We start from the raw sequence: 26,054 nt of genomic DNA on the forward strand, positions 1-26,054 counted from the left end.
GCTGGCCGCGGTGCTCCACCTCGCCTCCCACCACCCGCCGCCGGGCACACGGTCGTGTGCCCGGCGGCACCACGACGAAAGCGAGGGGGCACAGGTCATGGCAGGCGGAGCGCGGCTGTACCGGTACACGGGGGCCTTGTTTGTGCGGGCCACCACCCATCCCGGGACGGGCGTCCCGGAAGCGGACGTAGACCTGTCCGGGCCCGTGGCCGCCGAGCGCGGCCGGACCTGGCTGGCGGCCGTCTGGGAGCACCCGCAGGCCCGCCAGGCGCTCGAGGCCGCGAGCCCCGTCCTGGCCGCACAGACCGCCGCCATGCTGGCCGCCGACTCGCCGGGCGTGAAGGAGGTGCGGCGGCTGGTGCACTCCACCGCCGCCTACCTGCTGCGTTGGCAGGGTCGGGCAACCCCCTTCGGGCACTTCGCCGGAGTGGCTCCCGCACGCACCGGTCCGCAGCCCCAAGCCCGGTGGGGCAGCGGGCACCGCGCCGTACTGCGTCCGGATGCCGTTTGGCTGGGGGCGGTCGCTGATCAGCTTACCGCCAATCCCGAGGTCCTGGAGGGGCTGCCCGTCGCGGCGAACCCGGCCGCCGTCACCCGGGGCGGGCGGATTGTCGCGCCCGGCCGTACGCCAGCCAAGGGGCTGGCCCCGCTGGAGGTGTCGGTGGCGGCCACCGGCCCCGTGTACTCCGCGCTCGCCGCCGCCTCGGGCCCCGCCACGTTCGCCGACGTGGCCAAGGCCGTTTCCATCGACTTCCCCCATGCCGACAGCGCCACCGTCCGCGGGCTCCTGGCCCAGCTCCTGGAGCACGGTGTGCTGCTGTCGGCTCTGGACGAGGTGGCCACCGCCACCGACCCCATCGGCGTCCTGCGCGAGGTGACTGCTCTTGCGGTCACCTCCGCGCCGGTGCCCGTCCCCACGGGGCAGGTGACCGGAAGTCCCTCGCCGTCCTGGCCGGACACCGCCCTCGACGCTCGCATCACCATCCCCGAAGGGGTCCTGTCCGAGGTCGCGAGGGCCGCGTCCGTGCTGGCACGGCTCTCGCCGTATCCGTCGGGTCCTCCGGCGTGGAGGGACTACCACCAGCGCTTCCGGCAGACGTACGGGGACGGCGCGGCCGTGCCGGTGGCCGAGCTGGTCGGCGACGCCGGACTCGGCTGGCCGTCCGGCTACCTCGGCGCCGACCGCCCGGCCCCGGCCCGGATGCTGTCCGCCCGTGACGAGGCTTTCCTCGCTCTCGCTCAGCAGGCTGCCCTCGACGGGGTCCGGGAGGTGGTCCTCACCGAGGAGCTCATCACCGAACTGGCCCTTGTGGACGTGGCCGAGCTGGTCCCGCCGCCGTGCGTGGAGATGGCGTTCCAGCTCCACGCCGACAACGCGGACGAGGTACGGCGGGGCCGGTTCGAGGTGTGGCTGGCCTCGGCGGCCCGTCCAGCCTCCTCCATGGCCGGACGGTTCGCCGACCTCCTGCCCGGCCCTGACACCGACCGGCTGGCCGCCGCCCTCGCCGGGCCGCCCGGCCCGCTCCCCGCGCAGCTGCTCTTCCCGGCCCGCCGGCGCCGCAGCGCCAACGTCACCCGTGTTCCCCGCTTGCTGGAGCACACCATCACGCTCGGCTGGCCCGATCAGGGGCCCGGAAGCATCGCGTTGGAAGACCTCGCCGTCACCTGCGACCCCGACCGCCTCTACCTGATCCGGGCCTCCACCGGGCAGCTGGTCGAGCCCCGCGTCCTGCACGCGCTGGAGCCACGCGTGCTGACACCGCCGCTGGCACGGTTCCTCGCCGAAGTCGCCGCAGCCCGCCGCACCTTCTGGCGGCTTCCCGACTGGGGCGCCGCCGCCCGGCTGCCCTACCTGCCCCGGCTCCGGCACGGCCGGACCGTCCTCGCCCCTGCCCGCTGGCTCCTGGCCGCCGCCCAGCTGCCCGGCCCGTCCGCCGAGCGGCCCGTGTGGGAGGAGGCATTCGACCGCTGGCGTACCCGGCAGAAGCTCCCGGCCCGCGTCGTGCTCGTGGAGACGGAAATGCGGCTGCCATTGGACCTGAATGTGCCACTGCACCGGGAGCTGCTGCGGGCCCGCCTCGCCAAGGCCCGGGAGGTGGAAGTGCGCGAGGCGCCTTCGCCGGCCGCAGGCTCCACCTCACCTTCCGCGGGCGGGTTCATGGGCCGCGCCCACGAGTTCCTCACCGTCCTGCACGCCACCGTCCCCATACCTGCCCGGCCGGTCGCGCTCGCCGTCCCGGCGCCGGTGGCGGAGTTACCCGGCGCCTCCTGCACGGTGTGCGCCCGTTTGTACGGGCACCCTCGCCGGCAGGACGAGATCCTCACCGAACACTTGCCCCGGCTGCTGGCCGGTTGGGAGTCGGCCCCGCTGTGGTGGTTCACCCGCCACCTTGGCGACGACCCCCACCTGAGGATTGTCCTGCGGCTCGCCGACCGGGCCGCATACGGGCAGGCCGCCGAACGACTCGGTGGCTGGGCCGACGAGCTGCGCCGCCACCAGCTCGCCCCCCGCCTGGACCTGACCGCCCACCATCCGCACAGCGCCCGCTTCGGCCACGGCCCGGCCCGTGAGAGCGCGGAGCGGGTCTTCGCGGCCGACACTGTCGCCGCGCTCGCCCAGATCACCTACGCGGTGCGCACCGCAACCCCAGCCGAAACGCTCACCGCCGCCTCCCTCGCCGATCTCGCCACCGCCTTCGCGCCCACCCCCGGTGATGGATGGTCCTGGCTGGCCGCGCACCTGCCGCGCGAAAGCGGCCCCGTGGACACCGGGCTGTCCCGGCAGGCCCTGGCCCTCGCAGCGGCAGATGCCGCCTGGTGCCGCCAGCCGGACGGTCACGCTGTCACGGCTGCGTGGGCGGCCCGCGCCGAAGCGCTCACCGCCTACCGGCAAGCGCTGGCCGCCGAACGCGACCCGATGACCGTGCTGCGCGTGCTGCTCCAGCTCCACCACGTGCGCGCCCTCGGCAGCGGTCCCGAAACCGAGCGGACAACCCACCGTCTCGCCCGTGCCGTCGCCCTCGGGCACACCCACCATCGAAAGGCCCGCCCGTGAACGCGGCAACCGTTCTCCAGGCCCGATACCGCCACCTGCACGCCCCCGACGAAGGACAGGACCCGGAGCTCGCGCAGTCGCTGGCCAGGGGCCCGGCCGGGGTAGCCCTGTGGCACATCGAGCGGGCACTCACCGGCTCCAGCGACTGGGAGCCGGTGAAGGTGTGGCTGGCGGCCGCGACCCGGGCGGATGTGACCGCAGCCGACTCCGCCTGCCTTACCTACGGTGTCCCGGCCTTGGCGTTCGTCCTTCACGCGGCCGGGGCCGACGGACAGGACCGCTACCGGGCGACCCGCGACCAGTTCGACGCGGCCACCGCCGCCCTCGCGCACCGCCGGGTGAAGGCCGCCCGCGCTCGTATCCGGCGCGGCGAAGCTCCAGCGTTCGCCGAGTACGACCTCCTGCACGGACTCACCGGCATCGGCGTGCACCTGCTCCACCACATCCCCGGCGATGACGCCCTCGCCGCCGTCCTGTCCTACCTCGTCGCCCTGACCCGGCCGCTGACCGTGGACGGCGAGACGCTGCCGGGCTGGTGGTGCGCCCACGACCCCCATCGCCTCTACACCCCAGGTGGGCACGCGAACCTCGGAATGGCCCACGGCATCACCGGCCCCCTCGCCTTCCTCGCCCAGGCCCTGCGTCGGGGCGCAGTCGTGGACGGCCAGCGCGAGGCCGTCGCCACCGTCGCCGCCTGGTTCGACCGGTGGCAGCAGCACGGTGATCGTGGCCCGTGGTGGCCGGAGACGATCACCCGCGAGGAAGCCGCCGCCGGCCGGCCGCGCGGCACCGGCCCAGGTCGGCCGTCCTGGTGCTACGGCTCGCCCGGCATCACCCGCGCCCTCCAGCTCGCAGCCATCGCCACCGCCGACACCGGCCGCCAGCAGGCCGCCGAGAACGCACTGGCTGCCTGCCTCGCCGACGGACGCCAGCTCGGCCAGCTACCCGGCGCGGGCCTCTGCCACGGCATAGGCGGTCTGTTCCAGACCGTATGGCGGGCCGCCGAGGACGCCCAGACGCCCGTCCTTGGTACCGCCGCCCGCCGCCTCGCCGACACCCTCACCGGCCAGCACACCTTCGAGGACATCGCGTTCCTTGAGGGCGCCGCCGGGCAGGCCCTCGCCCAGGCCACCGCCCTCTACAACCGGGCCCCCGCCTCCCATTGGGACGCGTGCCTCCTCATCGACTGACCCGACCCACAGCCGGCACATGAGCTCAGCCCACACCCGTCGGTCGCATGCTTCCCGACACCCTTCCGCGGAGAGGACCCAGCCCCGATGAACATCCTCTACCCCTCCCTACAGACCGAGGACGCGGTCCTCGCCGTCCTGGCCGGACAGCCGGTCCCCGACGTCGCCGCCCGTACGGGCATCGCCCCCGAGGAACTGGGCGACGCCGTCGCCCTCTACCGAGCCGCCGGACGGGACGCCCTCGCCGGGCAGGCCGCCCGGCTCGACTGGTACCAGGTCCGCATCGAGTTCCCCGACTGGAGCCGCTGCGAGGACACGGCCGCCCCCCTCGCCCGAAGGCTCGCCAACGCCAAAGCAGCCGGGCTCATCGGCGCCTGGTGGTTCGTCCGCAAGGCCCCCCACTGGCGGCTGCGCGCCCTGCCCGGACCCCACGGACCCGACCGGCTACGCCACGTCCTCGCCGGCATCCTCAACGCCCTCGTGAAACATCGGACGATCACCAGCTGGTGGCAGACCGTCTACGAGCCCGAGATCCCCGCCCTCGGCGGCCCGGCCGTCATGGAAGTCGCACACGCCCTGTTCCACGCCGACAGCGCCCACGTCCTCGACCACATCCAGAACACCGAGCCCCCCATGGGCCGCCGCGAACTGTCCGTCCTCTTGCTCTGCGCACTGTTCCGGGCCGCAAGACAGGAGTGGTTCGAACAGGGCGACGTCTGGGACAAGGTCTCTCGCCTGCGGCCTCTTCCGGTGGACGTGACGACCACCCAGCTCGCCGAACTCAGCCACGGTCTCCGCACGCTGATGAACGCCGATCCCTCCCCCCTCCTCGCCCCCGGCGGCGCGCTGGAAGCCGTCGCCCCGTGGCTGGACGCCTTCGAGACCACAGGACGCGCCCTCGGGGAGGCGGCAACAGCCGGGACCCTCGAACGCGGACTACGGCAGGTTCTCGCGCACCATGTGATCTTCCACTGGAACCGCTTCGGGCTCACCCCTCGCACCCAGGCCCTCATCGCCCATGCCGCCACGCGCACCGTGCTAAACCCCGCCTCCGCCCTCAGCGGTGGGAGTCGGTGAATTCGGGCGGGAAAGCCGCGAAGCGACCAGGAACGGGAGCAGTCACTCAGCGAGAGCGGCAGTCCGTGCCGGTCGGTGATCAACTGGATGTTCGATCCCAGCGTGCCACGGTCGGTCGGATTCGGTCCGTCGGAGGCCCCTTTTTCCCCGAGTTATCGAAGACGGTCATCCGCGCGCGCCGCGGCCAGTACCGGACCCTGCTGCCCTCCGCCAGAGGCGAGGCAGAGCACGTCGCGACCGGCGATCTCCGGCGGGAACCAGGTCGGGTTGATCGGCTCGTCCCGATCAGGACGATGGACCGCTGGCCGACCCGCGCCTTCGCGATCGCCTCGGGCCCGACCGGGCGCGACCACTCGTTGCCCTCCTCCACCTCGCGGTCCCAGGCCAGGCGGTTGTGCGCGACGGGGTCGACGGGAGTTTGGCTCATGCGGCGCTGAACCGGGGTCGGTCTCCGACAGGTCATGCCACAGGACTTTCCCGCCGTAGCCGGACTCAGGCCGAGCGCGGACGCGGCCCGGACCGGTGTGGGGGCGGCCCGGTACTGCTACCGCCAGAGCGCTCTGGTCCCCGGGCCTCGCCCGCGCATGCCCTATCGGCGCGGACTGTGCCCGACCATAGCCGCAGCCGGCCGGCGCCCCGCATCACCAGCACAGCTTTCGGCACCCTGTGTGACATCGAACGGTGCGCGTTGGCGCCCGAAGCCGACACCTCCACTCCCCCTGCCCTTCGTACGCCGGGCCGCGGTCCGGGGCAGGCGTCGCGGGTGTCGTAGCGGTCAGGGCAGAGCTCGTAGGCACACCCCGGTTTCAGGTCACCGATTCGGCCCAGTGCCCGTAACGGCCAGGCGGCCCGGGCGGTTGTGGGGTGCGTCGCCCGAGCTGGATTCCACCGGCAAGCCGTGAGTCTTCAAGGAGAATTTCGATCGTCGACGCGATCCGCTACGTCGTCGATTCGATACCGGCTGCAAGTGGAGGGCTCTCTCAGCTGACTTCCCGCCCTGGCGCACGGTCTGGGGGTTTATGGCCCGCTGGACCGCCGTCGGCGTCGTCGGGCAGATCCGCGACCACCTGGGCGGACGCATCCGTCGCGACATGGGCAAGGCCCAAGAGCGGTCGCCACGGTGATCGACTCCCAGAGCGTGAAGGCCGCAGAGACCGTCGGCAAGGATTCACGCGGCTATGACGCCGCGAAGAAGATCAACGGCAGGAAGCGGCACATCGTCGTCGACACCCGAGGGCTCCCTCTGCTGGTCATGGTCACCCCCGCCGACATGCCCGCCCGCGACGCGGCCAAGGAAGTCTTCTTCCGGCTCCGCCTCCTGCACCCCGAGATCACCATCGTCTGGGCCGACTCCGCCTACGCCGGCCAGCTCGTCGAAGGGCCAAGAAGGACCTGCGGCTCACCGTCAAAACGGTCAGCCGGCCCAAGGACGCTTCCGGATTCGTAGTCCTGCCATGCAGCTGGGTTGTCGAGCGGACGCTGGCCTGGCTGATGCACGCCCGCCGACACGCACGCGACTACGAACGGCTCGTCCAGCACGCCGAAGCCTTGATCACGTGGGCCGCCATCACCCTGATGACCAGGCGGCTGGCCCGTGCGGGTGTCTCGACTGACAGGTGGACGAGGACGTCCCGGCCGGTTGCCTGAGCTGGAATCCCTACGCGGCACCGCTGCCGCCAGGCCGAGCGTCCCTACGACCAGAACTCGTCGTATGTTGCCTGGTCGGCCCAGAGCTCCCACCCTTCGACGATCCTGCCGTCGCTGATGTGGAAGACAATGACGTAGTCCATGTCGAGCTGCTTGCCCTCGCGCGACGCTGTGGCATGGAGCAGGGCGACTGTATGGGCATCGTTGGCGAGAACGTCGTGGAGCTGAGGGCGGTAGGTGCCACCCGAAATCCCGAAGTCCCGAGCGAACATCTCGAATGTGGCTTCGCGGCCGTGAAAGTCCCCCGACAGTGGCCCCTGCCCCCCGTTGTGCCAGACGACCTCGGGGTGGAAAACCTCCGCCAGCACTTCCATGTCGCCTGATGAGAAAGCCTCCATAGCGCGCCGGAACACACCGATGTGCGGGTGGTCGGTCATCGCTTCCTTCCTTTCCGGCTGGAACCCCGCCCCAAGCCAACCAGCAGCGTGATGAGCGCACTGGCTGGGCCAGCGACGCCACCTGATCGGATGCGCCCCCAAGCAGATGGCGACCAGGGCAGTTGACTGGTACACAACGCCGCCATCAGATGGGGCTCTTGCGTCTGCGACGGCCAAAGCCGCTGACTGTTGGTTTGCCCCCGAAGTTGAGCCAGAGCCCTGGGATTACTTCTGGACGAGATCCAGTAGTAGATGTTTGGGGCGCTTGAAGGGACCTGAGTGGGAATCCGGTGGGGCAGTCCTACGACCAGAATTCGTCGTACGCGCGGGAGTCGGCAGGCAGGACCCAGCCCTCGCTGATCCTGTTGTCCCTCATGTGGAGGACGAGGGCGAGGCCAAGGTCGAGCTCCTTGCCTTCACGTGACGCCGTGACCTGGAGCAGAGCAACCATGTGGTCATCGTTTGCGAGGACGTCATGGAGCTGCGCGCGGTACGTGCGACCCGTCAGCTGGAACTCCCTGCCGAGCAACGCAAAGGTGTCCTCGCGTCCCCGGTAGTCACCTGTCAGCAGGTTCCGGCCCCCGATGTGCCAGACCACATCGGAGTGGAATTCCTGCGCCAGTGCATCCATGTCCCCGACCGAGAAGGCGGCCAGGACACGGTGAAACACTGCGATGTGCGGGTGATCGGTCATAAGCGCCTCCTGCTCTCCCCGGCAACGTACGCATCGCGACCCGCGCAGTGGCACATTGACGTCGACCATTGGGCCGAACGCCACAAAGAGCTGCAGCAGCTGAGGTTCAGACACAGGTTCTGATGGGCCCGGCAGACCGTGGAGTCGACATTCACCTCCCACGTGATCAGCCCGGCCGCGTCCGCCCGCGCCTGCAACGAGGTCAACAGCACCGGGGCCCAGACTCCCTCGCGCTGCCAGCGGCGGAAGAGCCCGTACACGGTCTGCCAGGGCCCGTACTCGCACGGCAGATCCCGCCAGGGAACACCGGTCCGCACCCGCCATCGCACCCCGTCGATCAACCGCCGACGGTTCCGCGACCGGCGGCCCAACCCCACCACCGGCAACAACGGCTCCAGCACCGACCACTGCTCATCAGAGAGATCCCCTCGTCCCACACCGTGATCATCACGACATGAGACGAGATCCGACAGCGAGTTCTAAAAGACGGCCATAGGCGCCCCGGCCGTGCGGATGCGAGGGTCACCCCATGTGCGCCTTGACGTAGTCGATGACCTCGTTGAACTCCTTCGTCGGCGAAAAGTCGACGTACTCACAGTCCTCAAGCGCTTCCGGAACGTGACCCGGTGGCCAGTAGAACGCCTGCCCCGCCTCGTAGATCTCGTCCCCGTCGTCCGTCCGCATCTTCAGCCGCCCCTTGAACAGGTATCCCCAGTGGGGGCATCGGCACTGGTCGCCGGGCAGGCCCTTGACAGCCGGTGCCATGTCCGTGCCCTTGGGAAAGCGGACGAAGGCGGCGGTCATGTCGCCACCGAGCTCCTGCATGCGCAGCTCCACGCCACCGTCTTCGATCGCGACCGGAGCGTCGTCGCGCGTCGTCGCCACCATGACTCCTCCACATCCGGTCCACCGAGGGACCTGGGGACCTCCATTCATCTCCAGCCTGTGCCCGACGGCTGCGGCGCGCTACACGGGCCCCGCGCCGCCGTGTTTTTAGGAAGCGCGGGCGGCCAGCCATTTGGTGAGGTCGCCCGCGATACGGTCGCGGCTGTTCTCGACGGTGACGTCGTGCTCGCACGGGTGGTGTCGCGGCGGACGATCTCGTATCCGTCCTCGCGGTCCGGAACCCCGATCTAAAACACGGCCTAGTGTTCTGCGCCGGAAATCTCAGGGCTAAGTCTGCGCCTGGTTGCTCGGGTCGGATGGGGTGATCTTGGTGAGGTAGTCGGCGAGGGACTTGAGGATCTCGTCGGCGGTCTTCGTCCAGGTAAAGGGTTTCGGGTCCTCGTTCCAGGTCTCGATCCAGGCCCGGATGTCGTCTTCCAGTGCTTTCACCGAGGTGTGGACTCCGCGGCGGATGAGCTTGTCGGTGAGCAGACCGAACCACCGCTCGACCTGGTTGATCCAGGAGGAGCCTGTGGGCGTGAAGTGGACGTGGAAGCGGGGGTGCCTGGCCAGCCACCTCTTGATCTCAGAAGTGTTGTGGGTGGCGTAGTTGTCGCAGACCAGGTGCACGTCGAGCTCGCGGGGCACGGCTTTGTCTATGGTGACCAGGAACTTCTTGAACTCGATCGCGCGATGGCGGCGGTGGAGTTCGCTGATGACGGTTCCGTCGGCGACGTTGAACGCGGCGAAGAGGCTCGTGATGCCGTGCCGCAGGTAGTCGTGGGTGCGTCGTTCGGGCATGCCCGGCATCATCGGCAGCACCGGCTGTGAACGGTCCAGCGCCTGGATCTGGCTCTTCTCATCCACGCATAACACCACTGCCCGTTCCGGCGGATTGTGGTAGAGCCCGACGACGTCGACGACCTTGTCGACGAACTGCGGATCGGTGGACAGCTTGAAGGAATCCTGCAGGTGCGGCTTGAGATCGAACCGCTTCCAGATCCGGCCGACCGTCGATTTCGACAGCCCGGTGCGGGCGGCCATCGAGGCCCGTGACCAGTGGGTGTCCCGGCCCGGAGTGGACTCCAGCGTCGCCACGATCACGTCCTCGACCTGGTCGAGGAGAATCGAGGACGGCCGGCCCGGCCTGGGCTCATCGGCCAGACCGTCCAAACGGTCAGCGATGAAACGACCGCGCCAGCGATCCACGGTCGAGGTGTCGACACCAAGCTCGGCCGCAGCCTGCTTGTTCGTCCCGCCTTCCGCGCAACGCAGCACGATCCTCGCGCGAAGCGCCAGGTACTGGGCGGTCTTCGCGCGCCTGGCCCACCGGATCAGCTGGTCCCGTTCGGCCTCGCTCAGAACCAGATTGGCTTTCGGCCGGCCGAGGCGCGCGGCATCCTCGAGCCCGGCCATCCCCTCAGCGGCGAATTTCCCACGCCATTTCCTCACCGTCGCGGCGGTCACGCCGACCTCCACCGCCACCCGCGCGTTCGGCGCCCCGCCCGCACACGCCAGCACGATGCGCGCCCGCTCCGCGAACCGCGGCGCCACCGCCCCACTCGCCCAACGAGACAACTCCGCGCGTTCCTCATCGGACAGGCGGACTTCAACGGCACGAGGACCCGGCGACATGGCAACAGGCTACAGACTTAACCCTGAGATTTCCGGCGCAGGACACTAGTGTTCTGCGCCGGAAATCTCAGGGCTAAGTCTGCGCCTGGTTGCTCGGGTCGGATGGGGTGATCTTGGTGAGGTAGTCGGCGAGGGACTTGAGGATCTCGTCGGCGGTCTTCGTCCAGGTAAAGGGTTTCGGGTCCTCGTTCCAGGTCTCGATCCAGGCCCGGATGTCGTCTTCCAGTGCTTTCACCGAGGTGTGGACTCCGCGGCGGATGAGCTTGTCGGTGAGCAGACCGAACCACCGCTCGACCTGGTTGATCCAGGAGGAGCCTGTGGGCGTGAAGTGGACGTGGAAGCGGGGGTGCCTGGCCAGCCACCTCTTGATCTCAGAAGTGTTGTGGGTGGCGTAGTTGTCGCAGACCAGGTGCACGTCGAGCTCGCGGGGCACGGCTTTGTCTATGGTGACCAGGAACTTCTTGAACTCGATCGCGCGATGGCGGCGGTGGAGTTCGCTGATGACGGTTCCGTCGGCGACGTTGAACGCGGCGAAGAGGCTCGTGATGCCGTGCCGCAGGTAGTCGTGGGTGCGTCGTTCGGGCATGCCCGGCATCATCGGCAGCACCGGCTGTGAACGGTCCAGCGCCTGGATCTGGCTCTTCTCATCCACGCATAACACCACTGCCCGTTCCGGCGGATTGTGGTAGAGCCCGACGACGTCGACGACCTTGTCGACGAACTGCGGATCGGTGGACAGCTTGAAGGAATCCTGCAGGTGCGGCTTGAGATCGAACCGCTTCCAGATCCGGCCGACCGTCGATTTCGACAGCCCGGTGCGGGCGGCCATCGAGGCCCGTGACCAGTGGGTGTCCCGGCCCGGAGTGGACTCCAGCGTCGCCACGATCACGTCCTCGACCTGGTCGAGGAGAATCGAGGACGGCCGGCCCGGCCTGGGCTCATCGGCCAGACCGTCCAAACGGTCAGCGATGAAACGACCGCGCCAGCGATCCACGGTCGAGGTGTCGACACCAAGCTCGGCCGCAGCCTGCTTGTTCGTCCCGCCTTCCGCGCAACGCAGCACGATCCTCGCGCGAAGCGCCAGGTACTGGGCGGTCTTCGCGCGCCTGGCCCACCGGATCAGCTGGTCCCGTTCGGCCTCGCTCAGAACCAGATTGGCTTTCGGCCGGCCGAGGCGCGCGGCATCCTCGAGCCCGGCCATCCCCTCAGCGGCGAATTTCCCACGCCATTTCCTCACCGTCGCGGCGGTCACGCCGACCTCCACCGCCACCCGCGCGTTCGGCGCCCCGCCCGCACACGCCAGCACGATGCGCGCCCGCTCCGCGAACCGCGGCGCCACCGCCCCACTCGCCCAACGAGACAACTCCGCGCGTTCCTCATCGGACAGGCGGACTTCAACGGCACGAGGACCCGGCGACATGGCAACAGGCTACAGACTTAACCCTGAGATTTCCGGCGCAGGACACTAGCGCTGCTCCGCAGAAGTTCGTGGAGGGGTGTTGATCAGGTGGTCTTGAGTGGGGTGCCGTCGTAGGTCCAGCGGTAGGGCTTGGCGGTTTCGTTGTGGCCGATGACGTAGGCGTCCAGCTTGTCGATCAGGTCGTCGCGGCTGGAGAAGACGCCGTGCTTCAGTACCCGACGGGCCAGGGTGGACAAGAACAGCTCGACCTCGTTGAGCCAGGACGCGTGCGGTAGCGTCCAGGGGCCTTGACCCCGGGTTTTGGACACCGGAGACACTTGGATCTTGATGGTCCAGGAGAACGGAGTCCCCGTGGGGATGAAGCACTATCCCGCCGAGTTCAAGGCGGACGCGGTCGCGTTGTACCGGTCGAGGCCGGGAGCGACGATCAAGTCGGTCGCGGCTGATCTCGGGGTGAACACCGAGACACTGCGAAACTGGATCCGGGCCGCCGACGGGCGCCGGCCCGGCGCCCATTCCGCACCGCCGGCCGCTGCCCGGGATGGCGGTGACGACGTTCAGGCGGAGCTGGCCGCGGCACGCAAGAGGATCCGTGAGCTGGAGGAAGAGCGCGACATTCTCCGCAAGGCGGCCCGGTATTTCGCGACGGAGACGCGCTGGTGAACCGCTGCCAGTTCGTTGAAGATCACCAGCGCCGTCACGGCGTGAAGCGGCTCTGCGACATCCTCGGCCTCTCCCGCTCGAGCTTCTACTACTGGCGCCGCACCGCGGCCGCGAGGGCGGCCCGGCAGAACGTCGAGGCCGGGCTCGCGGCTCGGATACGCAAGGTTCACCAGGACTCCGACGGCACCTACGGAGCCCCCAGAATCACTGCCGAACTCCGTGACGAGGGCGGCCCGGCGGTCAACCACAAGCGCGTCGCGAGGATCATGCGGACCATCGGACTTGAGGGGGTCCGTCTGCGCCGCCGGCACCAGACCACCGTCGCGGACCAGGCCGCGGCGAAGGCGCCGGATCTGATCGGCCGTGACTTCACCGCGGTCGTAGTGAACACGAAGTACGTAGGAGACATCACGTATCTGCCGGTCAGTGGCGCGAAGCCGCTCTACCTCGCGACCGTCATCGACCTCGCCTCACGCCGGCTGGCCGGGTGGGTGATCGCCGATCACATGCGAGCCGAGCTCGTCACCGATGCCCTGGCGGCCGCCGAGCGAACCCGCGGGAGCCTGGCTGGAGCGATCATGCACACCGATCACGGCTCGCAATATACGAGTAGGGCCTTCGCTGAAGCCTGCAGGTCAGCAGGGGTCCTGCAGAGCATGGGCGCGATCGGGTCCAGCGCGGACAACGCCGCCGCGGAAAGCTTCAACGCCGCCTTCAAGAGGGAGACGCTCAAAGGCCGGAAGGCCTGGTCGAGCGAGCGTGAGGCCAGGCTCGACGCCTTCCGCTGGCTGACCCGTTACAACACCCGGCGCCGGCACTCCCGCCTCGGTCAGCGGTCTCCGATCGCCTACGAGAACACCCTCCGACCAGCAGCAACTACCCTGGCCCAAGCCGCATAGACGTGTTCAAAATCCGGGGTCAAGGCCCCAGTGCACGTGCCAGCGCGGGTGGTCGGCCAGCCACTTCTTGGTGTGTTTGGCGGTGTGCGAGGACCCGTTGTCGAGCACCACGTGGATCTCCTTGCCTGGCCGAGGACACCTACCGCTCCAGCCGCCCCCGCACCCCTTCTTCCAACACGATCACGACCGCCTCCGCCACCAGCACCAATCCCGCCGCTCCTACCTGCGATCCGACGGTGCTCACGGCGAGGAGGCCCGGCAGCCTGCAGGCTGGGAGCCGTGCTGAAGAACCCGCCGGAGTCAATGCAGCACTCCCTGCGTCAGCGCCTGAACGACCACGCCCGCCAGAACTGGCCGCAGCTGACCGGCGTGACGGTCCGCTATCGGGCCGGATTCGTCTACGTGGCCGGCGAATTGAAGGGCGGCGAGGCGCTGCCGCTGTGCCGTCTGCGCTTCACTGGCGACCGCCTGGGGCTTCGCCCTCTACCTCGCCAGCAGCGGCCGCTACGAGGACAACATCCTGCCCAGCGGCTTGCCCTCCGGCTCACCCGAAGAGGCCCTCGACTGCGCATGCACCCTCTGCCTCTGATCAGTCGGCGGCCCTCAGGAGGTCGTCGATCCAGATCATTGCGGCGCGGAGGTGGAGGCCTGAGAGGTAGCTCTCGGGCGTCTTGTCGTAGCGGGTGGCGCTCCCTCGCCAGGCCTTCGGTTTGTTGATCAGGTGTTCGACGGTGTTCCGTTCTTTGTAAAGATCGGCGTCGTGGCTGACGGGCGGGCCGCCTCTCGCGCCCTTCTTCTTGTGGGGACTGCGTGCATCCCGGGCGCCACTGCAGAGCGGACAGGGCCTCCGCCGGCTCCGCCCGACGGATGACCCGGCGGTCTCGCAGCACCGTCGTCTGGAAGGTGTCGATCAGGACGCGCCGCTGACCGTGCTGGTCGACGAGCCGCGAGACCTGCGGGTGCGTGTCACGGGCGGGCGGGTGATGCAGTTGCTGCGTGTGGGTGTGGTCTGGACCGTTCGGCGGCGTCGGTGACGGGTACTCGCCAAAGTCCGGATATAGAGGGGCGCAAAGCTCTGATTTCACGCCGCAGCGCATAGCTGCGGCGTGCCACGAAAGAGGTATCCGATGGGAAGCAGTAACCAGCCCGGCCGGCGGAAGAGCGCTGCGGAGGTCCTGCTGCGACGTTGTCGCGGCGTCCCGGCCGGTCCAGGGCCGGACTCAATGACGGGCAGCCGAAAACCGTCACGTCGGCGCTCGCTGTGCCGGCGGCTCGCCGTCACCGCGCTCGCGCCGCTGCTCGCCCTGACGGCCACTGCGGCCAACGCTCAGGACGCATGGCTCACCCTGCCCCCGGTACCGACCGCCCGCGCGGCTCTGGCGGGGGCCAGCGCGCCCTGTCCCGAAGAGTCGGACGACACGCGGGCGCACGCGAAGGAGACCTGCGTGTACACCTTCGGCGGGAGTACGCACTCGCCTGGTCTCACCGTCCTCAACACGGTGGAGGCGTACCGCCCAGCCTTGAACGAATGGCAGACCCTGTCCCCGCTGCCCACCGCCCGCGACCGGCTGGCCGGCGTGGCGGCGCCCTGCCCCGAGGAGCGCGACGGCGACCGCGGGCCCGCCAAGGGCGGCTGCGTGTACGCCATCGGCGGGTCCAACCTGGAGTCCGGCTTCCTGGACACGGTGGAGGTGTACCGTCCGGCCGTCGACGAGTGGGAGTCCGTGCCCTCGCTGCCGACTCCTCGCCGGAGCCTGGCGGGGGCGGCCGCGCCGTGCCCGAAGGACGTCGAGGGCCTGCGCGGCATCTGCGTGTACGCCATCGGCGGCCTGAGCGAAGCCGGCTCCACGGGCGCGGTCGAGGCATACAGTCCCGCCACCAACCGGTGGGCGACCCTCCCCTCGCTGCCGACGCCCCGCGGGACCCTGGCGGGGGCGGCCGCGCCGTGCCCGAAGGATGTGGAGGGCCTGCGCGGTACGTGCGTGTACGCCGCCGGCGGGTTCAACGGAGTCGCGGTCCTGGACACGGTCGAGGCATACAGTCCCGCCGCCAACCGGTGGGTGGTCCTTCCCTCGTTGTCGGTTCCCCGCGGCTTCCTGGCGGGGACAGCGGCACCGTGCACCGAGGAGCCGAAGGACACCTGCGTGTACGCCATCGGCGGCCGCAACTTTACGGAGGTCCTGGGCACGGTGGAGGAGTACAGCCCTGTCACGAATAGGTGGGCGACCCTGCCTTCGCTGCCGACGCCCCGCGACTTCCTGACGGCCTCAGCGGCGCCCTGCCCCAAGGACCTCGACAGCGACCGCCGGTACGCCAAGGACACCTGTGTGTATGCCCTCGGCGGCGAGATCGACACCACCGCGCTGAACACCGCGGAGGCATTCGCCATCGACCGTGACCGCCGCACCGCCCGCAGCTGACCCGCGTGCGAGGAGGCCCGGAGCCACCGGGAGGCTGGAGGCCGGAGGCAAGGGCAGCCGTTGACGGTATCGATCGCGACGAAATCCGTCGTCAACTCAGCCGGAAGCCGTTGGTACCAGGTCGCCTATCCGCGTTCGGGAATCTACTGCACGAACATCACCGCTCCCTGCTGACCGGCCACCCGGGGTCCCTGATCTGCGTAGCCCCCCACGGTGGCACCGACGGAATCCGGGTTCGTACACGGGCGGAGTTCGGACCCAGCGGACCGGGGAAGCGTGTCCGGGGTTCTTGGCCCGGGCCAGTTTTATGCCTGTCCAGGGGAGGAGGCAGGCCCCGGCCCGACCATGACCTTCTTAGCAGAGGGTGTTTTTGAACCCTGGCCGGCACGAGGGCGACAGTCCAGGCGCCGATCGGCTAGGCGAGTGAGACGCCTCGCTCCTTCGGGCATGCCGGAAGGCCGACGCGGGCCCCGGGTGATCGGCTGACTCAGCGCCAGTCGCATGAATACCTCCTGGCGCGGAAGGAGAAGCACCCGATGTTCCGGCTGAATTTCCGATCCACAGATCCCGATCCCCGCTTCCGGCGAGCGCGGCTTCTCCGCGTAGGTGCGCTGCTGATGGCCGCGCTGACGCCGGCCCTTCCGGCTTCCGCCGCACAGGCCGTTCCCCACGACCACCATCCCGGCCAGGCTCCCCGCCACGCGGTGACCATCCCGACGGACGCTACCCAAGACCGACTCCGCGACCCGGTGGTCACGCCCCTCGGTTCGTTCGGTGGAATCCGCTATGTGCAGTACGACGGTGTGTTCGAGGGCGAGACGTCGACCGGGCGGTTCCGCGTCCCCTACCGGATCAGCGCTCCTGCCGATCCGCACCGCACCAACGGCACCGCCGTCGTGGAGCCATCACACTTCGTGGTGGGGCTCGGCGCACTCAATGTCTATCTGCGCAGGGACTTCCTGTTCCGCCAGGGCTTCGTGCACGCCGGTATCGGCTGGAGCACGCTCGGCAACCGCATCCTCGACCCTTCGGTGCCCGGCACCTTCATCGAGGGCGGAGTCGAAGAGGACGGAGCCAAGGTCGACGACGAGATCGTCACGGACTTCGCCGAGGCACTCTCCTCCCGCTCTTCCGGCGCGCGTCCACTGGTCGGCAAGGTGTCCCGACGGTACGGCACGGGCTTCTCTGACAGCTCGGACCCCCTCCTGCGCCTTGTCCATTCCGGCGACGCCACAGGCGCGCTCGACCTGGTGCTGCCCATCACCACGGAGGGCTTCGACCCCCAAGCCGACATCGCCGCCGGCCTCTACAAGGGCAAGGTCCTCATCGTCAATTCAGAATTTGACGATTCGACGAATCTGACCGACCGGGGCATCGTGACCAAGCGGTACCGGTTCTACGTCGTCGCGGGAAGCCCGCACACCCCGGACCCGCTGGACGCGCCGCTGGACGTGCCGTTCCCGGTGAGGGGGACGACCCCGGCAAGCTTCGTGCCCGCGCTGCGCGCGCACTTCCTGCAAGGGCACAACTGGGTCCGCAAGGGGTCACCGCCGCCGACGAGCACGCAGTTGCGCACGGCGAGCGACAACACCATCGCCCGGGACGCCAACGGCAACGCGATCACCGAGGACCGCACCGGCCGGCTGGTGCCCCGGCTGCCGTTCGTCGAACTCGGCGAGGCCCGCTTCATCACCGGCTTCACCGGCAGCTACGACAACGTACGCACCGTGCAGCAACTCGGCTTCAGCAGCCACCAGGCCTACGCCAAGGCCTTCGAGAACAAACTCCGCGACTACCGAAAGGCCGGCTTCATCCTGCCGCAGGACGCCCGTGACATGAGCCGCCGCGCCAAACTGTGCCCCCCGTCCACCTTCACGGAGACCTACCGCGACCACTACGCCGAATTCGTCGCGATCCGGCCCTGCACGACCCGATGAGACTCCCTCTGCGTCAGGCGGATGACGCGGAGACTTCTCTGAACCCGGCACGACTGGTTACGCCGATGCTCACGCGAGTCGTTCGTCGATGAGTGTGGGAGTCAGCCAGGACATCTCTTAGAACTGCTATCGGAATGACTTCAGGCGTCGCCAGCAGATGAGTGAGCAAGCGAGGCTGAGGAAGGCTTCGTGGATGTCGTCGCGGACTTCCCAGCGGATCCGCAATCGGCGGAACCAGTGGAGGTGGGCGAAGGCCCGCTCGACAACCCAGCGTTCGGTGCCGAGGCCGGAGCCGTGTGGGACGCCGCGTCGGGCGATGACGGGTTTCACGCCCAGGGCCCAGGCCAGGCGTCGGTACTTGTCATGGTCGTAGCCGCGGTCCCCGAGCACCGTGTCGGGCCGCCGACGGGGCCGGCCGCGCTTGCCGCGAACCGGTGGGACGGCCTGGAGGAGGGGGATGAACTGGGTGACGTCGTTGCGGTTGCCGCCAGTCAGGATGGCGGCAAGCGGAATGCCGGTGGCATCGGTGATCAGGTGGTGCTTGCTGCCATTCCTGCCCCGGTCAACGGGGCTTCGCCCTGTTTTGGAGCCCCCTTTAACGCGCGTATGTGGGAGCCGTCGACCACGGCCCGCGAGAAGTCCAGAGCGCCGGCCCCGCGGAGCCGGGCCAGAAGGGTCTCGTGCAGCCGCGGCCAGACGTCGGCCTCGGTCCACTCAGCCAGGCGCCGCCAGCAGGTCATGCCCGATCCGAACCCCAGTTCCTGCGGGAGGTGTTCCCACGCGATCCCGGTGTGCAGAACGAACAGGATGCCCTGGAACACCAGCCGGTCCGGATGCCGCTTCCGACCAGGATGACGAGTCCGTCGCTCCACCCTCGGCAGGAGCGATTCGATCACCGCCCAGAGTTCATCGTCCACTTCCCACGGCTTCCGCCGAGCCACCCCACACCCCCAGATCAACGTTCTCAGGGACATCCAACCAGCCCGAAGATCATTTCGTTAGGGGTTGTTACTGAAGATTTCAGGGTGGGGTCGGTGGGTTGATGGCCAGACCGGTGGCGGTGAGGCAGCCGTCGACAAGGTGGGGCCGGAGTTGGATTCTGCGTAGCTCGCGGCGGAGTGTGCGGTCGAGGTCGTCGGGTGTGTCGAAGGCGGTGTTGGCCATCGCTCTGCGCACGAGTGACCAGATGGCCTCGACCGGGTTCAGGTCTGGTGAGTATGCCGGGAGGTGGATGGTGGTGAGCCAGTCGTGCTCCGCCTCGTACCGCTTCAGCCCGGCGGCCAGGTGGGTGTTGAGATTGTCCCAAACCACCACGATGGGGCCGTCGAGTTGGATGTGCGCGCGGACCAGGAGGTCGCGGTAGTCCTTCCAGGAGAAGCTCTTGCGGGCGCCCTTGAGCAGGAGATGGTTGCGGGGTCGGTGGATGAGGCGGTTCTTCTCGCCGAGTTTGTAGCAGCACAGCGCGGCGACCGAGGTCCGGCGGCGGGAACGGCCGCGGACGCGGATGACGGGGGTCTGTCCGCGTCGGCCCCAGGTGCGGGCCCGGGGCGGAGTCATCGAGAAGCCGGCCTCGTCCTCGAAGACGAGCCATGCCCCGGACGCCGCCGCGAGGCTTTTACCCGTGGCCAGACCTCCTTCTTCCACAGTTCCACCGCGTGCTCGTCACGCTCGAGGGCTCTGCGGGCGGGTGCCTGCCAGGACCAGCCGTGCCGTTTCAGCAGCCGCCACACCGTCGGCACCGACAGGGTCAGCCGCAGCCGGCGGCGGATCAGCGTCTGGACCCGGGCCAGCGTCCAGCGTTCGTCGTCGAAGCCGTGCGCCGAGGGGCCTTTGCCGAGTTCCTCCTCGAGCACGGCGAACTGGGCGTTGGTGACGGTCGGGGCGTTCGCCGGACCCGCCGAGCGCAAGCCCTCCATGCCGCCCTCGCGCCAGGCACGACGCCAGCGTTCCACCGACCGCACACTCACCCGCAGATCCTTCGCGATCAGCGCGGTCTTCTCACCCGCCGCGAACCGCATCCCGGCCTGAAGCCGGATCCCCTCACGAAACGCCCGACGCTCAGCCGTCAGGCCCCCACCCTCTGGATACCTCACCTCACCGGCATACCGCAGGGATCATGAACCGTCACTACCCGACGACAACGCGAAATCCTCAGTAGCTTACCGTTCAAGACCGTGTCCTATGTGGTCCGGCGGATGAGTCGCTTGTAGCAGCAGACAACGCCGCCGCCCCCAGCCGGGTGGCGCCGTTGTCGGACAGCCGTAGGCGATCAGCTCGTCCCGGTCGAGCGGCACCGCGAGGTCGGCGGCCTGCTCCGTGCCGCGGCCGAGCACCAGGTCAGGTCTGATCCGCGGCGCGCAGGGCCTGCGCCAGCCATTCCAGCTCCTCGGTCGCGTCGGGCGACGAATCCTGCCCGCGCACACGGTCGACGAGCCTGCGGTAGTGCTCCGCTCCTGCCTCGATCCCGGCGTCCAGGCTGCGCAGCACGGCGGCCCGGTCGGCGTCACCGAACAGCTCGGACAGCACCTCAGCCGCTGCCGGCCCCTCGGGAGCGACCCCGCCCTTTCTGACCTCCGCGACGGTCTGCACGATGTGCCTGGCCCACCAGATGGACGCCCCGGGGGGACGGCTCTGCCCCGGTACGGGCGTGTTGAGCTCCATCCATGTGCGCAACCGGGCGCGGAAACGGGGGTCCCGCACCAATTCGGCCAGTTCGATCCAGGCGTCGACCTGCTCAGGTGTGGGATCGTCGGGCAATTCGATGCTGAAGGTGCGCATGCGCTCGCGCAGGCGCGGGTCGTCGAGGCCGCCGAACACCTCCTCCTTGAACTCGTCGATGATCTGTTTGCGCTCGGCGGCGGAAAGCCGCGCCAACCGGTTCATCAGTGCTGTCTCCTCAACGGTCGAACCTCGTTTCGCCACGGTGGACAGGACGGCCCGGCTCACCTTGAGTGAGCGGATCTGCGCGTCGAGCGCGGCCACATGCGCGTCGGCGACCTCGGCGACCGTGGTGCGGCCGCTCAGGACGCGGCAAACGTCGTCGAGCCCGAGGCCCAGCTCCCGCAGGGTGCGGACCAGCTCGACGCGGGCCACGGACTCGGCGTCGTACAACCGGTAGCCGCCCGCGGAGCGGGCCACAGGCGGCACCGCCCCCTCGTCCGACCAGAAGCGCAGGGTACGCACCGGAAGTCCGGTGCGGTGCGCGAGCCGGCCAATGGTGAGCACGTCGGGGCGTTCGTCGTCCATGAGTAAGATCCTGAACCCTCCGGCGGCTGGAGACTCAAGCGCCTCAGTGCGACATCCCGCGAGTTCTCCAGAGCTCTGCCGAGCTTTCTCACCACCGTCAGCGCCGACAGCATGCGCCTCCTCGTCTTCGACCAGACTGCAGACTGATCAAATCGGACGAGAAAGCTTCAGGTCCCGAAGTCACGTCACTGACCGGCCGATCACGTGAACGAGAGAGAAGCCCCAGGCCAGGGGCTCAGGGTTCCGGCAAGAACCACGGGAACCCACCGGATGTGACACAGGAGGAGGCGCTGACCTGGAGCTCTGCGGACACTGTGCCGGATGGCCCGCTCGGGTGCCGGAAGACGCCGCCCCGGTCTACGGCCCGGTCTGCGCTGACCTCCGCCACCAGCTCGGGGCGGACCAGCACCACGTCCAGGACGTCACGGCTGCCCCACGTCGATGTGAACCGCACACCATCCCAGGGGTGCCCCGGGTCGGTGGCGGCCAGGTGCTCGCCCACCTGGCGGGCCTGTTCCGGGCGCAGGGGGACGGTGCGGCCGACCGCGCGCAGGCGGCCGGCCGGGTCGTGGCGGCCCAGGACGAGGAGCTGCGGGCGGGCGAGGGTGCCCGTGATGGCGCCGATGATCGCTTCGCTGGTGTCGCGGCGGCGGACCTTGATCCAGCCGCGCACTGCGGGCCGGTAGGGCTGGCCCATGCCCTTGGGGGGCGGGCCGGCTACTGCTGCGACTCCACAAGCCGGGCCCGGCACTCCTGACAGAGCGAGTCCCACCGACCATGGCTTCTCTGCACCACAGTGGAACCTCAGGTTCACGATCGATGGCTCCCCGCCGGCACCTGGCCGCGCGCGAACGGGTGACGCCCGCCCAGTGAAGCGGCTCGCGGCCTCGCACGGACAGACGCACCGGGGGCTTCGGCCGCCGAGTACGTTCGGAAGTACGGCGTGCGGCCCTGGCCACCGAGGCCGCGACGGGGGTCGCACCCCGACATCGCAAGAGCGCCCCTGCCGAACGTACACCGTCGGGCGCCCTGCGCAGGCTCGGCGCAACGCACCGCAGACTCTCAGTGACTGACACCACCCTGCCGAACTTTGTGAGGGCCCGCCCTGCAGGACGCGCCTGCCCGAGTGCAATGCTGTCCGCCAGCACGGCTGGCATCGTGGACGCAGAGGAGGGGCGGATGGCTGGCATACGGGTGACGGTCTGCCTGCCGGCCGAGGTCGAAGGCGACATCGCGGGTGCCCTCGACGAGGCTTTGGCCCCGTTCTACCTCGACACGGATGAGAACCCTGTCGACCGTCGCATGTGGGATTCACGCCGCATCCTCGGTGGCAGCCACGGCTCCGGATTCGCGATCGCCCCAGGCCATGAGAACGACCCGAGGCTCATCCATGACGACCCTGCGAACGACGGCACACCCTGGCCCAGCGCTCCAGGCGTCTGCGCCGGGGGGCCGCGTGCCTTGCTCGACTTCTCGCGGCCGCTCGCTGCGTCCGAGCGCAGAATCGCAGCCTCCTGGGACCTCTGGCACAGCCTGTCCGCCGTATACCCCACGGCCCGGCCGCTCGCGGAGTTCGTGGATCGCTGGCACAACGACCCCACCGCCTTCCCGGACGACCGCTGGGGTGACGCCATGTTCGCCGCCTACCGAGCCCAGCCGGTGATTCAGGCGTTCCTTGACCACCCGTTCAGCTTCGGCATGGGCTTCCTGGGATTCCCATTCTCCTCGGAACACCCTGTCATCAACTACGACGGCGACCGGGAGGCCTATGTCCGCGAGTTCGCCGAGCGATATCCGTCAGACACGGACGTGGTCACCCTCGACGGCTGGTGGGTGGAGGGTCAGAACAGCGCCCTGCACGCCACCTGCGACCCGGCCCTGTGCCCCCACGAACCTCCGGGGCCCACCGAGTGGCCGGGCAGTGAGGCGTACCTCGCATCCCTGCCGGGCGACACGATTCTGGTCCGGCTGCGCTGCCACGGCTGAACCTTCGCTCGACCCGACTCACGACCCACGTGCTCGAAGGCCCGGCGCTGTCGAAACCCGAGTTCTGGCCCAGGTTCTGTGGACTGGCCACACTGAGTCACGGACGGGCACGGCGCTGGGGAGCATGCCCGTAACCGGCGCGCAGCTCGGCTGAGGCTGCCTCAGCCAAGGGCGACCTGATATGAGTTGATCATGAATGCTGAAACTCTTGAACCGATGGAGCGCCTGCTCGCAGAGCGGGCTTGTGAGCGGCTGGTCGTTGAGTTCGTCCACCGGCTCGACCTCGGAGACCCGGGCTCGGTGGCGGACCTCTTCACGCAGGACGGCACCTGGGAATGGCCCGCCGGCGACCGCCGCATCGCGGGTCACGACGCCCTGCGCATCTACTTCGGCAACCGGCCCGCAGACCGACTGTCACGCCGCATATGCACCAACATCCTGGTTACCGTGACCTCTGCAGACACCGCCGCCGCCACCACCTACTTCACCACGTACCGGGTCGACGGCTACAGCGAGGGCCTCGTACCGCCGCGGCCCCCGGTTCAGGTGGGGCACTACGAAGACACATTCCGCAAGGTGGACGACACCTGGCTGCTCACCACGCGAACCCTCTTCCTCTCCTTCGCCGGTCCCACGGAACGCCTCGACGGGCCCGGCCAGCCATGAGAACGCCTCCCAGCCCACCGGCCGTCAAGGGTCCTGCGCCACGGGGAGTGACACTCACAGACCTTGAGCCAGAGCCTGAGTAGCGACGCCGTTTCGTCACGCGATTGGGAGTCGCACGCTCGCCCGAATAGTCGATGTTCACGAGAACGGGTTCTGACTCACTTTCCGTGGAGTGGTTACGGAGAGTCAATCTTCGGTGCCATGCGATGCCTGTCGGGATGGGCACGAAGCTGGGGTGAGGTGAGTTCCAGGGCCCGGTTGTCGCGTCCGGCGCTCATGTGGTTGAGCCAGCGTTCGTACCAGTCGAGGAAGTCGGTGGCGGAGGAGACGTTGGGGCCCCAGAACCCGTCGCTGTTGCCGACGAGAACGCGGCCGGTGAGGGGACCGGTCACCGCGATGACGCATACGTCGGTGCAGCCCATTTCGATGACGTGGAGGAAGAGGTCGCGTGCGTGACCCCCGGGTTCTGCGTCGTCGAATCCGCGGGGTGTCCCCGGTTCCTCACGCGGGTTCATGACCAGCAGGGAACACCGCTCCAGCGGCATGAGGCCGTAAAACGGCGCCGCGCCTGAGCCGCCGATGTGCGTGAGGAACCGCCGGTAGGCGTCGGGCAGGGCGATGTCGTGCTCGGCCTCGAACGCAGCGACGCGTGCTTCTGCCAGCTTGGCCAGTGCACCCGCTGACGTAGCACGCCCCCGGCGATCCGGTAGCTTGAACGCGTTCAAGTCATCGGGTCCGGGGGTTGGTCATGCAGGCCGCTGCGCGAGCGAGTATTCATCCATGGCAGTTCGGCCTCGTGCTGTGCGCCGTGATCACCCCCCTACCGGTGCTGATCGTGTGGTTCGCGGATTCCGGCATCACGGCGCTCGCCTTCGCGACCGCCGCGGTGGTCTCCGTGCCGTTGTTCCTGTACGCCCGGCCGTCCGGCTTCGTCTACGTCGCGGGCACCATCGCGGCGCTGCTGGTGCTGTGGTCATTCATCGGCGCCATGGCCGGGATGTTCCTGTTCTTCCCCTCGGCGCTGCAGCTCCTGCTGGCCACCGGGGCGGACCCGCGCGAACGCCCGACCGCCGCCAAGGTGATGGCCGGTGCCGGACTCCTGCTGTCGGCGGCGGTCGTGGTGCAGTCGTTGAGGCGCTGAGCGCTCCCAGGGGGTGTCCGGCTAGCGGGTGCGCGGCTGGTTGAAGCGGAGCCGCGGAGTGGGTGGAGTCCCGTCGCGGCTGGATGCTTATCGACTTCCCGGTCGACAGCGGACTCTCCTTCCTCTCGGCCGTAGCAAATGCCGGACCGCGGGATGCCTTCTACGTGCGGATGACGCACTGGGCCGCCCCCGACGCCTGGGACGTGAAGATCAAGCCGATGGATGCGGCAATGTTTCAGGGTGACCAGCCGTCGGACTTCGCCCTGCGCCCCTGCAGGTCAGCTTCCCTGCCTACGATCTGCCGGAACTGACCCGGCGCCTCCGCGAACACATCGCAGGCCGTACGGTGCCGCCTGCCCCCGCTGACTGGAGCACGGTGGGTCGCTAGCTTCCGACCGGATCGCTCTGGATGCGGGCTCCAGCTGAGCGCTCTGATTGGCCAGACGGGCCAAGTCGAGCGCTCAGTCACAACGGATGTGACTGATTCCCAATGATGGTTGTCAAGCAGCGGGACGTAGGCTGCGGCCCATGGAATCGTTGATCGCTGCAGTCCGTGAGCAGGAAGAAGCTGCCCGTTTTCTCGCTTGGCCGGGTGACTTCGACCTTGACCGAGGCGATCATGTCGAGGAAGTACACCTCGCCTCGGGCACCGCACTTGAGGGGTTCGCCGGCGACGGTGCCGGCGGCACGTTCTTCTTCTGCGGTGAAGGCGGCGAGGAACGTCCGATCCTCTATGCCGACTCCGAAGGAGGTGCGGCTCTGGTTGCCATCGGCCTGCACGAGCTGGTGCGGCTTCTGCTGGTCGTCCCGTGGTGGCAAGACTGCCAGGCGTTCACGGACGAGGAGAGTCGCGAGCTTGAGGCTGAGTATCTGGAGGACATGCCGGACCTCGCGGCCAGGAGGGACCGTGCTGCCGCGGCCCTTGGCCTCGATCTTCCGGGTCAGGCCGAGATCCTGGCTCGCTTGAGGGAGGTGACCACTCAGCTGGGGAAAGACTTCGTTTTGATCTACACGCCGGAGGGGCACCCCTACGAGCCGCTCTTCACAGTCTGAGGC

24 protein-coding genes and 2 pseudogenes are annotated in these 26,054 nt (G+C 69.0%); 12 read left to right on the plus strand and 14 right to left on the minus strand.

Annotated features, from left to right (window positions below; translation table 11 throughout):
- Positions 1-97 precede the first annotated feature (97 nt).
- From AB5J51_RS00340 to AB5J51_RS00355, 4 genes and pseudogenes are all read left to right on the plus strand, one after another.
- On the plus strand, positions 98-3,055 hold the full coding sequence (locus AB5J51_RS00340) for a lantibiotic dehydratase (RefSeq protein ID WP_369776321.1): 2,958 nt from the start codon (positions 98-100) through the stop codon (positions 3,053-3,055).
- Positions 3,052-4,245: a lanthionine synthetase C family protein gene (locus tag AB5J51_RS00345; protein WP_369776322.1), complete on the plus strand. Its 1,194-nt coding sequence runs from the start codon at positions 3,052-3,054 to the stop codon at positions 4,243-4,245. Before AB5J51_RS00340 ends, AB5J51_RS00345 begins: the two co-directional genes overlap by 4 nt.
- An 87-nt stretch (positions 4,246-4,332) precedes the next feature.
- Positions 4,333-5,322: a thiopeptide-type bacteriocin biosynthesis protein gene (locus AB5J51_RS00350; RefSeq protein ID WP_369776323.1), complete on the plus strand. Its 990-nt coding sequence runs from the start codon at positions 4,333-4,335 to the stop codon at positions 5,320-5,322.
- A gap of 912 nt (positions 5,323-6,234) precedes the next feature.
- A pseudogene (locus AB5J51_RS00355) lies at positions 6,235-6,966 on the plus strand (IS5 family transposase); the annotation flags it as partial.
- Between the two features lie 47 nt (positions 6,967-7,013).
- Here AB5J51_RS00355 and AB5J51_RS00360 read toward each other — a convergent pair.
- The 7 genes from AB5J51_RS00360 to AB5J51_RS00390 form a co-directional block, all read right to left on the minus strand.
- Positions 7,014-7,406: a nuclear transport factor 2 family protein gene (locus tag AB5J51_RS00360; protein ID WP_369776324.1), complete on the minus strand. Its 393-nt coding sequence runs from the start codon at positions 7,404-7,406 to the stop codon at positions 7,014-7,016.
- Positions 7,407-7,707: 301 nt separating this feature from the next.
- The gene (locus AB5J51_RS00365; protein ID WP_369776325.1) at positions 7,708-8,100 is read right to left on the minus strand and encodes a nuclear transport factor 2 family protein; all 393 of its coding nucleotides are present in this window, start codon (positions 8,098-8,100) and stop codon (positions 7,708-7,710) included.
- Positions 8,097-8,537 (minus strand): transposase, encoded by a 441-nt coding sequence (locus AB5J51_RS00370; RefSeq protein WP_369776326.1) that lies wholly within the window; start codon positions 8,535-8,537, stop codon positions 8,097-8,099. Before AB5J51_RS00370 ends, AB5J51_RS00365 begins: the two co-directional genes overlap by 4 nt.
- Before the next feature lie 85 nt (positions 8,538-8,622).
- Positions 8,623-8,988, minus strand: coding sequence for a hypothetical protein (locus tag AB5J51_RS00375; protein WP_369776327.1), 366 nt, complete (start codon positions 8,986-8,988; stop codon positions 8,623-8,625).
- A 285-nt stretch (positions 8,989-9,273) separates the two neighbouring features.
- Entirely contained in the window at positions 9,274-10,620 is a 1,347-nt protein-coding gene (locus AB5J51_RS00380; protein WP_369776328.1) for an IS630 family transposase, read from the minus strand.
- A 73-nt stretch (positions 10,621-10,693) separates the two neighbouring features.
- Positions 10,694-12,040, minus strand: coding sequence for an IS630 family transposase (locus tag AB5J51_RS00385; RefSeq protein WP_369776328.1), 1,347 nt, complete (start codon positions 12,038-12,040; stop codon positions 10,694-10,696).
- A gap of 83 nt (positions 12,041-12,123) precedes the next feature.
- A complete protein-coding gene (locus AB5J51_RS00390; RefSeq protein ID WP_369776329.1) occupies positions 12,124-12,348 on the minus strand; it encodes a hypothetical protein in 225 nt (74 codons plus the stop codon).
- A gap of 43 nt (positions 12,349-12,391) precedes the next feature.
- Here AB5J51_RS00390 and AB5J51_RS00395 point away from each other — a divergent pair.
- Positions 12,392-13,602, plus strand: a protein-coding gene (locus AB5J51_RS00395; RefSeq protein ID WP_369776330.1) for an IS3 family transposase whose coding sequence is annotated in 2 segments (ribosomal slippage) — positions 12,392-12,683 and positions 12,683-13,602 — 1,212 coding nt in all. Because the reading frame shifts where the segments join, the coding sequence is not laid out codon by codon here.
- A 589-nt stretch (positions 13,603-14,191) separates the two neighbouring features.
- Here the strand turns inward: AB5J51_RS00395 and AB5J51_RS00400 are convergent.
- Positions 14,192-14,404: pseudogene (locus tag AB5J51_RS00400) on the minus strand (hypothetical protein); the annotation flags it as partial.
- Positions 14,405-14,825: 421 nt separating this feature from the next.
- Here AB5J51_RS00400 and AB5J51_RS00405 point away from each other — a divergent pair.
- The gene (locus AB5J51_RS00405) at positions 14,826-16,022 is read left to right on the plus strand and encodes a kelch repeat-containing protein (RefSeq protein ID WP_369776331.1); all 1,197 of its coding nucleotides are present in this window, start codon (positions 14,826-14,828) and stop codon (positions 16,020-16,022) included.
- 617 nt (positions 16,023-16,639) lie between these two features.
- The gene (locus tag AB5J51_RS00410; RefSeq protein WP_369776332.1) at positions 16,640-17,959 is read left to right on the plus strand and encodes an alpha/beta hydrolase domain-containing protein; all 1,320 of its coding nucleotides are present in this window, start codon (positions 16,640-16,642) and stop codon (positions 17,957-17,959) included.
- Positions 17,960-18,085: 126 nt separating this feature from the next.
- Here AB5J51_RS00410 and AB5J51_RS00415 read toward each other — a convergent pair.
- The 5 genes from AB5J51_RS00415 to AB5J51_RS00435 all read right to left on the minus strand — a co-directional run bounded on the left by AB5J51_RS00415 (position 18,086) and on the right by AB5J51_RS00435 (position 21,902).
- Positions 18,086-18,933 (minus strand): IS5 family transposase gene (locus AB5J51_RS00415; RefSeq protein ID WP_369776274.1). Its coding sequence is split into 2 segments (ribosomal slippage): positions 18,086-18,558 and positions 18,558-18,933, totalling 849 coding nucleotides; the frame shifts between segments, so codons are not numbered across the junction.
- 46 nt (positions 18,934-18,979) lie between these two features.
- Entirely contained in the window at positions 18,980-19,516 is a 537-nt protein-coding gene (locus AB5J51_RS00420) for a transposase (RefSeq protein WP_369780180.1), read from the minus strand.
- The gene (locus tag AB5J51_RS00425; protein WP_369776333.1) at positions 19,513-20,052 is read right to left on the minus strand and encodes a winged helix-turn-helix domain-containing protein; all 540 of its coding nucleotides are present in this window, start codon (positions 20,050-20,052) and stop codon (positions 19,513-19,515) included. The genes AB5J51_RS00420 and AB5J51_RS00425 overlap by 4 nt, the downstream gene beginning before the upstream one ends.
- A 244-nt stretch (positions 20,053-20,296) precedes the next feature.
- Positions 20,297-21,205 (minus strand): MerR family transcriptional regulator, encoded by a 909-nt coding sequence (locus tag AB5J51_RS00430; RefSeq protein WP_369776334.1) that lies wholly within the window; start codon positions 21,203-21,205, stop codon positions 20,297-20,299.
- A 235-nt stretch (positions 21,206-21,440) separates the two neighbouring features.
- On the minus strand, positions 21,441-21,902 hold the full coding sequence (locus tag AB5J51_RS00435; RefSeq protein WP_369776335.1) for a hypothetical protein: 462 nt from the start codon (positions 21,900-21,902) through the stop codon (positions 21,441-21,443).
- 482 nt (positions 21,903-22,384) lie between these two features.
- Here AB5J51_RS00435 and AB5J51_RS00440 point away from each other — a divergent pair, with 482 nt between their 5' ends.
- The gene (locus AB5J51_RS00440; protein ID WP_369776336.1) at positions 22,385-23,191 is read left to right on the plus strand and encodes a hypothetical protein; all 807 of its coding nucleotides are present in this window, start codon (positions 22,385-22,387) and stop codon (positions 23,189-23,191) included.
- A gap of 192 nt (positions 23,192-23,383) precedes the next feature.
- A complete protein-coding gene (locus tag AB5J51_RS00445; protein ID WP_369776337.1) occupies positions 23,384-23,857 on the plus strand; it encodes a nuclear transport factor 2 family protein in 474 nt (157 codons plus the stop codon).
- A gap of 176 nt (positions 23,858-24,033) precedes the next feature.
- Here AB5J51_RS00445 and AB5J51_RS00450 read toward each other — a convergent pair whose 3' ends face one another.
- Positions 24,034-24,582, minus strand: coding sequence for an SMI1/KNR4 family protein (locus AB5J51_RS00450; protein WP_369776338.1), 549 nt, complete (start codon positions 24,580-24,582; stop codon positions 24,034-24,036).
- 83 nt (positions 24,583-24,665) lie between these two features.
- Here AB5J51_RS00450 and AB5J51_RS00455 point away from each other — a divergent pair, with 83 nt between their 5' ends.
- The 3 genes from AB5J51_RS00455 to AB5J51_RS00465 all read left to right on the plus strand — a co-directional run bounded on the left by AB5J51_RS00455 (position 24,666) and on the right by AB5J51_RS00465 (position 26,051).
- Positions 24,666-24,998, plus strand: a complete 333-nt coding sequence (locus AB5J51_RS00455) for a hypothetical protein (RefSeq protein WP_266385549.1) — start codon at positions 24,666-24,668, stop codon at positions 24,996-24,998.
- A gap of 83 nt (positions 24,999-25,081) precedes the next feature.
- Entirely contained in the window at positions 25,082-25,309 is a 228-nt protein-coding gene (locus tag AB5J51_RS00460; RefSeq protein WP_369776339.1) for a hypothetical protein, read from the plus strand.
- 217 nt (positions 25,310-25,526) lie between these two features.
- Positions 25,527-26,051 (plus strand): hypothetical protein, encoded by a 525-nt coding sequence (locus AB5J51_RS00465; protein ID WP_369776340.1) that lies wholly within the window; start codon positions 25,527-25,529, stop codon positions 26,049-26,051.
- Positions 26,052-26,054 lie beyond the last annotated feature (3 nt).

It is taken from the genome of Streptomyces sp. R33, from assembly GCF_041200175.1.
Taxonomy (GTDB): Bacteria; Actinomycetota; Actinomycetes; order Streptomycetales; family Streptomycetaceae; genus Streptomyces; species Streptomyces katrae_B.

Excerpts from the sequence above, each read along its gene's own strand:
- AB5J51_RS00460 (WP_369776339.1), top strand. The coding sequence starts at position 25,082 with ATGCTTATCGACTTCCCGGTCGACAGCGGACTCTCCTTCCTCTCGGCC.
- AB5J51_RS00350 (WP_369776323.1), top strand. The coding sequence starts at position 4,333 with ATGAACATCCTCTACCCCTCCCTACAGACCGAGGACGCGGTCCTCGCC.
- AB5J51_RS00435 (WP_369776335.1), bottom strand. The coding sequence starts at position 21,902 with ATGGGCCAGCCCTACCGGCCCGCAGTGCGCGGCTGGATCAAGGTCCGC.
- AB5J51_RS00385 (WP_369776328.1), bottom strand. The coding sequence starts at position 12,040 with ATGTCGCCGGGTCCTCGTGCCGTTGAAGTCCGCCTGTCCGATGAGGAA.
- AB5J51_RS00430 (WP_369776334.1), bottom strand. The coding sequence starts at position 21,205 with ATGGACGACGAACGCCCCGACGTGCTCACCATTGGCCGGCTCGCGCAC.
- AB5J51_RS00365 (WP_369776325.1), bottom strand. The coding sequence starts at position 8,100 with ATGACCGATCACCCGCACATCGCAGTGTTTCACCGTGTCCTGGCCGCC.
- AB5J51_RS00410 (WP_369776332.1), top strand. The coding sequence starts at position 16,640 with ATGGCCGCGCTGACGCCGGCCCTTCCGGCTTCCGCCGCACAGGCCGTT.
- AB5J51_RS00360 (WP_369776324.1), bottom strand. The coding sequence starts at position 7,406 with ATGACCGACCACCCGCACATCGGTGTGTTCCGGCGCGCTATGGAGGCT.
- AB5J51_RS00420 (WP_369780180.1), bottom strand. The coding sequence starts at position 19,516 with ATGACTCCGCCCCGGGCCCGCACCTGGGGCCGACGCGGACAGACCCCC.
- AB5J51_RS00465 (WP_369776340.1), top strand. The coding sequence starts at position 25,527 with ATGGAATCGTTGATCGCTGCAGTCCGTGAGCAGGAAGAAGCTGCCCGT.
- AB5J51_RS00405 (WP_369776331.1), top strand. The coding sequence starts at position 14,826 with ATGACGGGCAGCCGAAAACCGTCACGTCGGCGCTCGCTGTGCCGGCGG.
- AB5J51_RS00340 (WP_369776321.1), top strand. The coding sequence starts at position 98 with ATGGCAGGCGGAGCGCGGCTGTACCGGTACACGGGGGCCTTGTTTGTG.
- AB5J51_RS00375 (WP_369776327.1), bottom strand. The coding sequence starts at position 8,988 with ATGGTGGCGACGACGCGCGACGACGCTCCGGTCGCGATCGAAGACGGT.
- AB5J51_RS00440 (WP_369776336.1), top strand. The coding sequence starts at position 22,385 with ATGGCTGGCATACGGGTGACGGTCTGCCTGCCGGCCGAGGTCGAAGGC.
- AB5J51_RS00380 (WP_369776328.1), bottom strand. The coding sequence starts at position 10,620 with ATGTCGCCGGGTCCTCGTGCCGTTGAAGTCCGCCTGTCCGATGAGGAA.
- AB5J51_RS00445 (WP_369776337.1), top strand. The coding sequence starts at position 23,384 with ATGAATGCTGAAACTCTTGAACCGATGGAGCGCCTGCTCGCAGAGCGG.